This is a genomic window from Paraliobacillus zengyii, assembly GCF_003268595.1.
In the GTDB taxonomy this organism is placed as follows: domain Bacteria; phylum Bacillota; class Bacilli; order Bacillales; family Amphibacillaceae; genus Paraliobacillus_A; species Paraliobacillus_A zengyii.
Genome location: NZ_CP029797.1, coordinates 3,413,224 through 3,426,333, shown reverse-complemented (window position 1 = coordinate 3,426,333; position 13,110 = coordinate 3,413,224). Strand labels below are relative to the sequence as shown.

Genomic DNA, 13,110 nt, shown 5'->3' with positions numbered 1-13,110 from the left:
TTAGCGGATAACCCTTCTGAATAGGGTCGTAAATGCATTGCAAAAAAACAGTTTAATATTAGGAGGAAATGTCTATGAAAATTTCTAAAGTCTTATTAATTAGTTTGTCATTATTACTTTTCATTATTTTAGTTGCCTGTAACGGCGATGACGAAACAAAAGAGGCCGAAACAACGGAAGACGGAAAAGTTAAACTGACTGCTCTAATTACAAAGCACCCGCTGACGAAAGATTTAGAGGACATAGAGTGGTTGCAAGAGGCAGAAGAACGAGCAGGAGTGGAAATAGAGTGGGAAGAGGTAACAGCTGATTGGGATCAGAAAAAAGGTGCAATGTTAGCTGGTGGTGATATCCCAGATCTATTAATTGGTCCTAATGTAATTACAGATGCGGATTTCGCAAAATTCACTGGTCTCTTTGAGGATTTATCTCCATTAATTGCAGAAGGTGGTCCTAATGTTCAAGCTATGTTTGATGAACAACCGCTTACAGAAGCATTATCGCTTCAAAAAGACGGAGAGATATTTGGTCTTCCGAAGTATCAACAGTTTTGGCCCGAGACAGCAACAATGCAATTTATAAATCAGCAATGGTTGGATAACTTAGGGTTAGAAACACCTACGAACTGGGATGAATTATATGATGTATTATTAGCTTTTGATCAAGAAGATGCTAATGGAAATGGCGACCCTAATGATGAGATTGCAATGGATTTTGCACCAGTAGCTACAGCTGGATTTGGTTTCTTTCATCCAACTGTATTATTGGGTAGTACAGGAATGACCATTACTGGTGGCGGTGGTCAAGGTTATTTCTTAGAAGATGGAGAAGTGAAAAACTTCTTTACTGATGAGCGTTATAAAGAAGTCGTTATGTTTTTGCATAAGTTATATGATAGCGGTCTGATAAATGAAGAAGTATTTACACAGGATTATACAAAATATCAGTCATTGGCACGTGGAGAAGGGGATGTAGCGAAGCTTGGCTACACGTTTGGTTGGGAACGGACGGATAGATTTGGATTAGAAATTGCTGATCAATATGAAACATTTGCACCAATGAAAATGTCAGAAGATTATGATGGGGAAGTTAGTTGGACGTATGATTATAATGAATTAAATTATGGTATTAACTTTCTAGCTATGTCATCACAGACAGCTAATAAAGAAGCTGCTATGAGATTCATTAATGAGATATATGATCCTGAGGTAAGTCTTCAAGTGTTGTTTGGTTCTATGGGAACAAATATTGAAGAGGTCAGTGAAGGTTCATATAAAGTACTTCCTCCTGCAGACGAAACAATGGATCCAGGTACATGGAAATGGACATCAACATGGGCAGATAATGGGCCAATGTTTGTTTCGGATACTCTAGAGGTAGAATTAGGGACTGATATGAAAGCTGTAGGTGAACAACAAGGACCATTTATTGAAACATTTGAATCGTTAGACGTAGATAATAATGTATTGCCAGGAATGTTCTTGAAGTATAGTGATGAAGATAATAATCAGATGGCTTTAGTCAATACGGATTTGATGAATCTGGGAATTACTAAATTCGGCGAATGGATTACAACTGGCGGGATTGAGAATCAGTGGGATGACTATGTAAATGAAATGAATAAAATTGGTCTTCCGAATAATAATGAAATTATTCAAAGTTATTATGATGATTATAAATCTAATTAAATAATAATATAACGAGAATTTCATTTGATGTTTTGTAATAATAACAAAGGGATGTCGCTAGTACGACATCCCTTTAAAGTAAAGGAGAATTGGTATGGCCTTTATGAGTGAAAGTGCGAAAGAAGTCAGTCAACCAACTAGTATTAGTCCTAAGAAGAAAAAGAATTTCTTTAAAACGATAGTAGAAGATTATCAATTATGGTTGCTTATCTTACCTGCAATAATAGTAGTGATTATATTCAATTATATTCCCATGTATGGTATTCAATTGGCTTTCAGAGAGTATGATTTCACTGCTGGATTAACTGGTGGAGAGTGGGTAGGATTAAAGTATTTTGAACAATTCATTAATAGTCATATGTTTTGGGACCTATTACGAAATACATTATTAATCAGTTTAACTACAATTATAATCGGTTTTCCAGCTCCGATAATTTTAGCGTTAATAATCAATCAAATTACTTGGAAAAAAGGCAAAAAGATTTTACAAACAACAGTATATTTACCACACTTCATTTCAATTGTTGTATTAGTAGGTTTACTAAATGTTTTGTTATCTCCTAATAATGGATTAATAGGTCTTGCAGTAAGTGCGTTTGGTTTTGAAGATACAAATTTATTAGCTTCTGTTAAAGCTTTTGTACCTGTTTATGTCTTATCTGATGTTTGGCAACATGTAGGGTGGAACAGTATTATCTATTTAGCAGCTTTATCTAGTGTTGATCCACAACTTTATGATTCGGCTAAAGTAGATGGAGCAAGTAGATGGCAAATAATTAAGAATGTTGAACTCCCTGCAATTGTCCCGACGATAATCATTTTGTTGATTTTAAATATGGGTACAGCTATAAGTACTGGTTTTGAGAAAATATTTTTAATGCAGAATTCACTAAACTTACCAGTATCTGAGGTTATTGAAACCTATGTGTATAAGATTGGTATCATTTCTAATCAGTTTAGTTATGCGGCAGCTATTGGTTTATTTAATACCCTAATAAACTTCTCATTACTATTGCTTATGAACTATATTGCTAAGAGGTTCTTCAAAATCAGTTTATGGTAGGACTTACCCTTACATGGCAAGGAGGAAAATACAATGAAACTTCTGGAAAAAATAAAAAAAAGAAAAAAATCAGATATAATTTTTGATGTTGTTGTTTATATACTGGCAATTTTAATGTTTTTAGTGGTTGCGTATCCACTATATTTCATTGTTATAGCATCAGTAAGTGATTCAACGCTTGTATCAACAGGTCAAGTGTTACTATTTCCTAAAGGTTTTAGTTTATTTGGATATCAAGAGATTTTTCAGGACTCTCGAATATGGATAGGTTATAGAAACACACTAATATATGCTGTGGGTGGTACTTTTGTTAATCTATTATTAACATTGCCAGCAGCGTATGTTCTTTCAAGACAAGAATTCCGAGCTAGACGACCGTTAATGTTTTTCTTTATATTTACAATGTTTTTTAATGGTGGTTTAATCCCTACTTATCTATTAATGAAGGATATAGGTATTATTGATACAATGTGGGTTTTTATATTTAATCCATTAACAGTTAATATCTTTAACCTTATAATAACGAGGACATTTTTTGAAAGTACAATACCTAAAGAAATGTTTGAGGCAGCTTCCATTGATGGATGTTCACACTTTAAATTCTTTTGGAAAATAGTATTACCTCTTTCTAAAGCGGTTATATCTGTAATAGGTTTGTATTACTTAGTTTGGCATTGGAATGACTTCTTTACAGGGTTAATCTATATTAGAGATTATAATTTGCAACCACTACAGATTGTTTTAAGGGATATACTACTTTCTAACCAAGTATTCCAGGAAGGAGCTGGTAGTGGTGGTACTGGCGGAGGTTATGCACAAAGGTATGCTGACCAAATTAAATATGGTGTAATTATCGTTTCATCTCTCCCAATCTTAATATTATACCCGCTTATTCAAAAGTACTTTGAGAAAGGTGTTATGATCGGTTCTGTAAAAGGTTAATAAGGCTGAAAAGATATAGCTATCTATAAAATTAGATAGCTATTATTAATTATAAGAACACAATTAGATGAGAGACTAATAATAATGTGTATCGCTTTAGAGTAAGATGGAGGTCATATAATAGGCAATGGGCTGAATTTTCCGTTAATTGTAAATCCATTTAGCCTCAGCTCGTTGACTCTAAGTTCTACTGATGATATCTTGTGCGTATAGGATAATCGTGTAAGAAGTTTTTGTGGGCGGTAGCTTATAAGAATACTATTTTTTAAAAGAAATAATTAAAAGCATTATATAAAATGAGGGGTATATCACTTTTCATTAGACTTGTATATTTTGTTTGTAACTTATGTTTTAATTAGTCAAACAACATGTTTTCCATTACAGGCAGGAGGGTTATATATGGGCGGTTTTGAATGGTATATTCGTATTGGTGAATTAGGATTAAAATTATTTTACCTTAACTTACTTTGGTTTTTCTTTTCTTTACTCGGTTTAATTATTGTAGGGGTTTTTCCAGCTACTGCTGCTATGTTTAATGTATTAAGAAAGCTAATAATAGAATCTGAAGATACACCAATATTCAAAACTTTTTGGGAAGGCTATAAAACTTCTCTTATAAAATCAAACATTATAGGCTATATCTCTTTAGTGATTGGTTTTGTCTTAATTATTGATATAAGGGTTATACAACAATTAGACAGCTCGATACTCAATCAAATAATAACTATTTCTTTGTATGTTATTTTAGTAATATATGCTTTAATAAATTTCTATCTATTCCCCATCTTTTCACATTATGAATTAAAAATATTAGAGTACTTTAAGTATTCAATTATTTTAGTTTTAGCTAAACCTCTTCAAACTGTCTTTTTATTGTTAGGTTTTATTGTATTAGCATATATGTATCAAAAAATATCTGGATTAATTCCTGTTTTCGGTATTAGTATTTTTGGCTTTTTTGCAATGAAAATTGCTTCGAAATCATTTTCTCAAAAAACTCCTATTAGCGATGGTAATTAATTTAATAGTAGTTTATGGTTACCAGAGTTTATCGTAAACCTCATTTTGGGGAATGGGATAAACTTTTGTTATATCTACTGTGTTATTTTTAGTTCATAGTTTTAACCCTTACATAATAGGATGCCAATCAATTTATGTACACCAATGTTTTTGTGTGACGAGCTCTTTTAAAAGGACTTTTTAACTCGTCAACTCTCCCAAGAACGTTATAAACTATCGCGAAATTTTATTAAATTAAAGTAAAACTGTTGATAAAACATTGATAACTATATATAATGAAAATGTTGAAATATATACGTACGTTTTAATAAAATGTGTGTTACCTATTATGAAAAGTGTAACGTAGATATAGACAGCTTATAACTGTTTGTAACTCAAAAAAGTAATTTTACTTATTTGTAAGCGTATACAGTTGGGTTTGATTTCATTTATAAAGTAATTGTATTCTCAATTTTATTAAAAGGAGCTAGGTTACCATGAGTAAGAATAAAGCGAAAATGATACTAGATAAGAATTATCAAATTGCAAAAGTAGATGAAAGAATTTATGGTTCTTTTATTGAACATTTAGGACGCGCGGTTTATGGAGGTATATATGAACCTGGGCATCCCGAAGCAGATGAGCAAGGCTTTAGAAAAGATGTAATAGAACTAGTAAAAGAGCTACAAGTTCCAATTGTACGTTATCCAGGCGGGAATATGGTTTCTGCTTATAACTGGGAGGATGGAGTAGGCCCTAAAAAGGATCGTCCACGACGTTTAGAGCTTGCGTGGAGAACAACAGAAACAAATGAAATGGGAACCAACGAATTTGTGGATTGGGCTAAGAAAGCTAATTCAGATGTGATGATGGCAGTCAACCTTGGAACAAGAGGAATTGATGCTGCGCGTAATTTATTAGAATATACAAATCACCCTAGTGGAACCTATTATAGTGATCTAAGAAGATCGCATGGTTACGAGCAACCCCATAACATTAAAACATGGTGTTTAGGTAATGAAATGGATGGACCATGGCAGGTTGGACATAAAACAGCATATGAATATGGTCGTATTGCTCAAGAAACAGGAAAGGCAATGAAACTAGTAGATCCTTCTATTGAGCTGGTTGCTTGTGGTAGCTCGAATACAGGAATGCCAACATTTCCTGAATATGAAGCAACGACATTAGATATTGCTTACAATGAAATTGATTATATTTCATTACATCAATACTACGGAAATCGTTCAAACGATACAGCAAATTACTTAGCTAAAAACATGGATATGGATCATTTTATTAAAACGGTTATTTCAACATGTGATTATATTAAAGCAAAACATCGTAGCAAAAAATCTATTAATCTAAGCTTTGACGAGTGGAACGTTTGGTATCATTCAAATGATGCAGATAAAAAAATTGAACCGTGGTCAATCGCTCCGCCACAATTAGAGGATCATTATAATTTTGAAGATGCTTTACTAGTGGGAAGTATGTTAATTACATTTTTACAACATGCCGATCGTGTGAAAATGGCATGTTTAGCACAGTTGGTTAATGTAATCGCTCCAATTATGACAGAAAATAATGGTCGATCTTGGAAGCAGACTATCTTTTATCCGTACATGCATGCTTCTATCTATGGAAGAGGTTTCTCGTTAAAACCAATCTTAACCTCACCTAAATATGACAGTAAGGACTTTACAGACGTACCTTATATTGATAGTGCAGCTGTTTACAATGAAGAGAAGGAAGAAGTAACTATTTTCATAGTTAATAAACATCTAGAATCATCTATTCCAATAGATATAGATGTTAGAAGTTTTGAAGATTATCAATTAGTTGAGCATATTGTTTTGGAGAATGATGATATGAAAGCAGTTAATACGGCATCACATCAAGCTGTTTCTCCTAATTTTAATAAGGAATCTAAACTGAGCGATGGTTCACTATCGGCATTACTAGGTAAGGCGTCATGGAATGTTATTCGTTTGAAAAAATAAATAATAAAAGGTGATCTGCTTATGAAACATCATCAATATGCAATGACTCCACCGATGGGTTGGAACAGTTGGGATTGTTATGGTGCAACTGTTACAGAAGAAGAAGTAAAAGGTAATGCCGATTATATGGCTACGTACTTAAAAGATTCTGGATGGGAATATGTTGTTGTAGATATTCAGTGGTCAGAATCAGGTGCAGTATCCTCTGCTTATCGTCCGTTTATTCCGCTTAAAATGGATCAGTATTCACGTTTAATTCCAGCTGAGAACCGCTTTCCGTCTTCAGCAGCTGGAAGGGGATTCAAGCCACTTGCGGATTATATACACGATCTCGGTTTGAAATTCGGAATTCACATTATGCGTGGTATTCCGCGACAAGCTGTTCATCAAGATACTAATCTTTTAGGTACGAATGTAACGGCTAGAGAAATCGCAAAGCCGAATTCCATTTGCCCGTGGAACACAGATATGTATGGGATAGATCATACTAAAGAAGGTGCGCAAGCCTATTACGATTCGCTGTTCCAGTTATATGTAGAATGGAATGTGGACTTTGTTAAAGTGGATGATATCGCCGATTCGAAAATATATGGAGCACACGTCGATGAGATTAAAATGATTCGAAAAGCCATTGATCGATGTGGACGTCCGATGGTATTGAGTCTATCACCAGGTCCTGCATCATTAGAAAATGCTAGTTTATTAGAAGAGAATGCAAATATGTGGCGTATGACGGATGATTTTTGGGATATGTGGCCACCGCTTTATGACATGTTTGATCGTTGCTATAAGTGGAGTAAGAATGCAGGGCCAGGTCATTGGCCTGATGCTGATATGCTACCATTAGGACATATTGGGATTCGATCTGTAGATGGTGGTGCTAGTGATCGCTATACTAGGTTTACGAAAGATGAACAGATCACGATGATGACATTGTGGATGATTTTTCGTTCTCCACTAATGTTTGGTGGCGAATTAAGGGATAATGATACATTTACTAATTCCTTGTTAACAAACAAAAAAGTGCTACACATGTATCAAACTAGCTATAATGCGCGTCAGGTCTACAGGGAAGATGAAAAGGTAACTTGGACTACTAGAGGTTCAGACGGTTTGATCTATGTTGCACTTTTTAATATAGGTGAAATAAAAACAGATATAGCTGTAACATGGAACGAATTAGAAATCAACGGAAAAGATGTTCTGCAAATAGAAGACTTATGGGAAGAAAATGAGGTGAACGTAGCTCATGATAAAATATCTTTTGAACTTCGTCCGCATGCAGCGATACTGCTAAAAGTAACAGTAGCTTAAATTTTTAATAAATAATAATGAGGTGCTTAAATGGAAACGAAAGTTGTTGTCAATGCAGATGTGTCAAGAGGAATTATAAATAAAAATATTTATGGTCAATTTTCTGAGCACTTAGGTAGATGTATTTATGAAGGTTTATGGGTAGGGGAAGACTCGCCGATTCCAAATACAAATGGAATTCGTAATGATGTACTTCATGCATTAAAAGAATTGAATATCCCTATTCTTCGTTGGCCTGGTGGTTGCTTTGCTGATGAGTATCATTGGAAAGACGGAATTGGACCACGTGAAGGAAGAAAACGTATGGTTAACACGCACTGGGGTGGTCTTGTAGAGAATAACCATTTTGGGACACATGAATTTATGATGTTATGTGATCTACTTGAAACAGAACCATATATTAACGGAAATGTAGGAAGTGGAACAGTTCAAGAAATGTCAGAGTGGGTTGAATACATGACATTTGATGGAGAATCGCCAATGGCTAATTGGCGTAAAGAAAATGGAAAAGAAGAAGCATGGAAACTAACGTACTTTGGTGTAGGGAATGAAAATTGGGGTTGTGGTGGTAACATGCGTCCGCAATACTACGCAGATTTGTATCGACGTTTTCAAACGTACGTACGTAACTATGGCGATAATAAAATCTTTAAAATTGCTGGTGGACCGAACGTAGATGACTATAATTGGACTGAAGTGTTAATGCGTGATGCGACACATTTAATGGATGGTTTAAGCTTACACTATTATGTACATCCAGGCGGATTTGAAAATAAGGGATCAGCTACAAATTTCTCTGAAACCGAATGGGAAGTGTCCATGCAGAAAACTGTCTATATGGAAGAGTTAATTGAAAAACATAGTACAATTATGGATAAGTATGACCCTGAAAAACGTGTGCATTTAATTGTAGACGAATGGGGTGGTTGGTATGATGTAGAACCTGGAACTAATCCTGGTTTCTTGTACCAACAAAACACAGTACGTGATGCATTGATTGCAGGTGTGACATTAAATATATTTAATAATCACAATGAGCGTGTTCAAATGGCTAATATTGCACAAATGGTAAACGTTATTCAAGCAATGGTTTTAACGGAAGAAGATAAAATGCTATTAACACCAACTTATCATATTTTTAATATGTATAAAGTTCACCAAGACGCTGAGCGAATCGCTTTGGATATTGATACGAAAATGCTTGAGATTGATGGAAAAGAATATCCACAAGTAAGTGCCTCTGCTTCGAAGGCAAATGGTGTTGTTAATATTAGTTTGTGTAATTTAGATAAAGATGAAAAGGTAACGTTAGATTTAGACTTACGCGGCGTAGACTTTTCGGATGTAACAGGCGAAGTGGTTACTTCGGAAAAAATGAATGATTATAATTCGTTTGAAAACCCAGATAAAATTAAACCTGTTGACTTCAAGGCTATAAAAGTTAACGAAGATAAAGTGACAATTGAATTACCAGCAATGTCTGTTGTTGTCTTGCATGTAAAATAGAAAGTTAAGTCGATAGGGATCTTCCTTATCGACTTCTTGTCTTATAGAGGAGGAATAAATATGGAAATCCCAATACAGATGCATCAGTTAATGAAGGAAGTCGGCGTGGAAGATATTGTGCTTCCCGAACTTACGGTTGAAAAGAATGCTTTATTAAAAATTGCGCCGTTTCTAAAAGAAAAAAACTTATTACAAGTCGTTATGGTTGTTGACCAACCAACTTACAAGGCAGCGGGTCAACAATTGGAGAAACTTTTAGAAAAAGAAAAAATTAGCTATAAAATAGTTTTGTTAAAAGAAAATCAACATGGTCAAGTGCTTGCTAACGAGGAAGCACTTGTACAATTATTAGTTGAAACACCATCTAATGCACAAGCATTTTTAGCTGTTGGATCCGGAACAATACATGACACGGTACGTTTTGTGAGTAATAAAATGGGAAAACCTTTTATTTCAATTCCAACAGCTGCTTCAGTTGATGGGTTTACTTCTAAAGGAGCACCACTAATATTACGTGGTGTAAAAACAACCATTCAAACAGCATCGCCATTAGCAGTGTTCGCTGACTTAGATGTGTTAGTTGCAGCACCCGAAGAACTAACTGCTGCAGGTTTCGGTGATATTTTAGGGAAGTATACATCTCTACTAGATTGGAAAATATCAGATTTAGTAGGTCAAGAACCTTATTATTCAATAGCGGCTGAGATGACAAGAAAATCATTAGAAACATGTGTGCACCAGATAGATAAAATAGCGGCACATGATGAAGAAGGAATCAAGGTATTAATACAAGCATTAATTGAATCAGGACTTGTCATGCTCATATTAGATTTTTCAAGGCCAGCATCTGGCGGAGAACATCATTTATCACATTATTGGGAAATGGATTTAATCCAAAAGGATGCAGAACAGCTTTTGCATGGTGCAAAGGTTGGTGTAGCGACAGCGATTATTTCAGACTTATATAAACAAATGGCAAATCAGTTGGAATTAAATGATTTGAATCCCAATAAAAAGTATACAAAAGAATTAATAGAGTCCTGGCCTGAAATCAAGTTAATGATTGACGAATTACCATCAGCTAAAGAATTAAGAAGCATGCTTGATAGCATTGGAGGTCCCTCAACCACAGATGCATTAGGCTTGTCGGATCAGCTGATACAATCGAGTTTAAACGAAGCACAGCACATTCGTGATCGCTGTACGGGATTACTACTAGTAAACAACCTAAAACAGGATACTATTAAATACCCGATCGAGAAACTAAACATCAAGCGATAGAAGTGTAGTTATTTTGGTATCTTCATAGTAATTACGTGTTATACATTCATCAGACTAGCTTATGACAATATGATATATATCAAAACAATTAAGATTACTGGCACATAGATTAACTTGAACCAAGAATATTTTTGTAAAAGTCGTTCGCATAAACTAATATGTCGAGCGATTTTTTTGTATTCTGGTAAACACAGATTAGATCCGTTATAAAATATGATAAATTTAATAAGTAATTTTTAATTTTAAAGAAATATTAATAAGTAGTAGCGTTTAATAAAATTTTGTTGACATGTACGAATAAGTGTAATATATTAGTGACATGAAGTATGCGCTTTCAATGATATCAAAAGGCGCTCACTGATCTGCTTTTTGTAAGTAATATAATGTTTACTAAGAAAGGGTTTGCGACACTTATTAAGTTAAAAATAAATGATAAGGAGTGAAATTACTATTTAAATATAATAACTCGTTAATTAAATTCTAAAGCAATAAATGATGCTGATATTGTTATTTCTATTTTATAACTAAATCACATTATCAACTTAAATTCATATACGTATATGTTAATAAAATTATTGGAAGATTATTGACAACCATTAATAAAAATGCTATTATCTAACTAATGACAACATGATTATTTAGTAAATGTTAGTGCTTGCAATTACTATTTAAATCATACAGAAATGAAGTAATTCTTAGTCTTTGTGTGTAAATATTGAATGTTTTTCTCATATACGTATATGAGAAAAACATATAACGATAAATCATTGACAAGTTTTCATGTAGATGTTAATCTTTTTATGGAGATAAAATCTTTATTTAACATTTAAAATTGAAAATGCTTACAATTAGTTGGATAGTATCTATTCTATGTTGGAGGTGAATAGAACAAAGAACTTGTATTTTATTCATTGTTTGAAAGCGCTTTATAAAATAAGGGGGTAAAATTTATGAAGAAAAGTTTACTGTTTTTGCTGTTTGGTCTTATGGCTATCGTATTGATGGCATGTGGAGGCGGAGATGATGACGCTTCTGGTGATGCAGAAGAAACTGCAGTTGTTGGAGACGACATTGAAGACGCTACTGAAATAACTTTATGGACGTTTGTTGGTCAGCACATGGATTTATATAGTGATGCTGCTGAAAGATGGAATGAAGAAAATCCAGATAAACCAATTAAATTGAATGCGGAAACATATCCGTTTGAACAAATGCATAACAACTTGTTACTTGCAGTTCAATCAGGACAAGGTGGTCCGGACATAGCTGATATTGAAATTGGCCAGTTTTCTAACTTCTTACAAGGTGATGTACAGTTAGAGCCAATGAATGAATATGTGGAACCGGTTTTAGAAAATGCTGTATCATCTCGTTTTGAAAACTATGCGCAAGATGGTAACTACTATGGTTTACCTACACATGTTGGTGCAACTGTAATGTACTATAATACAGAAATTATGGATGAAGCTGGAGTTGATATCGATTCAATCACAACTTGGGATGATTTCGTTGCAGCTGGTGAACAAGTTGTAGCCAATACTGATTCGGTAATGTGGAACGTAGGTACAGAAGATTGGTTAATGGATATGTGGCCAATGATTTCACAACAAGGATCGGACGCTTTTGATGAGAATGGTGAAGTAATATTAGATAATGAAACGAATGTTGCTACACTACAATTCTTGCAAGATGCAATTTATGAGAATGAAATTGCTGAATTAACGCCAGGTGGTATGAATCAATCTGAAGAGTTTTATGGTTATTTCTCTGAAGGTGGATCAGCTTCTATTTTAGCTCCATTATGGTATATGGGAAGATTCTTGGACAACATGCCTGATCTTGAAGGTAAAATAGCTATTAGACCATTACCGGCATGGGAAGAAGGTGGCGATCGTTCAGCAGGTATGGGTGGTACTGGTACCGTTGTAACAAAGCAATCTGAAAATACAGAACTTGCAAAAGAGTTCTTAGCATATGCGAAACTTTCTGAAGAAGGAAACATAGCGCTTTGGACTGAACTTGGTTTTGATCCACCCCGTTGGGATACATGGGAAAGTGAAGAAGTAAGAGCAGATAACAAGTATTATCAATATTTCGGTGATGGGATCTTTGATATGTTGCTAGAGGTTAGAGAAGAAATTAACCCATTGAATTTCACGGCAAATACGCCTGATATTATTAGTGAGTACCATACAAATGTGACGCAGAATGTTTTACGTACAGATTCACAGACACCAGAAGAAGCGCTTAAAGCAGCCGCTGATGTAGTAAGAGATCAGCAAGCTGAGTAATATTTAAAAACAAATAGTGGGGG

9 protein-coding genes are annotated in these 13,110 nt (G+C 34.3%); all 9 read left to right on the top strand.

From position 1 onward, the window contains the following. The first annotated feature begins 74 nt into the window (after positions 1-74). Positions 75-1,688: an extracellular solute-binding protein gene (locus tag DM447_RS16830; protein WP_112182340.1), complete on the top strand. Its 1,614-nt coding sequence runs from the start codon at positions 75-77 to the stop codon at positions 1,686-1,688. A gap of 103 nt (positions 1,689-1,791) precedes the next feature. Next, positions 1,792-2,751, top strand: coding sequence for an ABC transporter permease (locus DM447_RS16825; RefSeq protein WP_112182781.1), 960 nt, complete (start codon positions 1,792-1,794; stop codon positions 2,749-2,751). A 33-nt stretch (positions 2,752-2,784) separates the two neighbouring features. Continuing rightward, positions 2,785-3,693, top strand: a complete 909-nt coding sequence (locus DM447_RS16820) for a carbohydrate ABC transporter permease (protein WP_112182339.1) — start codon at positions 2,785-2,787, stop codon at positions 3,691-3,693. Positions 3,694-4,092: 399 nt separating this feature from the next. Continuing rightward, entirely contained in the window at positions 4,093-4,713 is a 621-nt protein-coding gene (locus DM447_RS16815; protein WP_112182338.1) for a YesL family protein, read from the top strand. A gap of 476 nt (positions 4,714-5,189) precedes the next feature. After that, on the top strand, positions 5,190-6,695 hold the full coding sequence (gene arfA, locus DM447_RS16810; protein WP_112182337.1) for an arabinosylfuranosidase ArfA: 1,506 nt from the start codon (positions 5,190-5,192) through the stop codon (positions 6,693-6,695). 21 nt (positions 6,696-6,716) lie between these two features. Continuing rightward, a complete protein-coding gene (locus DM447_RS16805) occupies positions 6,717-8,009 on the top strand; it encodes a glycoside hydrolase family 27 protein (RefSeq protein ID WP_112182336.1) in 1,293 nt (430 codons plus the stop codon). A gap of 30 nt (positions 8,010-8,039) precedes the next feature. Beyond that, positions 8,040-9,515 carry an alpha-N-arabinofuranosidase gene (locus DM447_RS16800; RefSeq protein WP_112182335.1) on the top strand — a complete coding sequence of 492 codons (1,476 nt, stop codon included), beginning with the start codon at positions 8,040-8,042 and terminating at the stop codon, positions 9,513-9,515. A 60-nt stretch (positions 9,516-9,575) separates the two neighbouring features. After that, positions 9,576-10,796 carry a sn-glycerol-1-phosphate dehydrogenase gene (locus DM447_RS16795; protein WP_232824066.1) on the top strand — a complete coding sequence of 407 codons (1,221 nt, stop codon included), beginning with the start codon at positions 9,576-9,578 and terminating at the stop codon, positions 10,794-10,796. A gap of 950 nt (positions 10,797-11,746) precedes the next feature. Continuing rightward, the gene (locus tag DM447_RS16790) at positions 11,747-13,087 is read left to right on the top strand and encodes an ABC transporter substrate-binding protein (RefSeq protein ID WP_112182334.1); all 1,341 of its coding nucleotides are present in this window, start codon (positions 11,747-11,749) and stop codon (positions 13,085-13,087) included. The last annotated feature ends 23 nt before the right edge of the window (positions 13,088-13,110 follow it).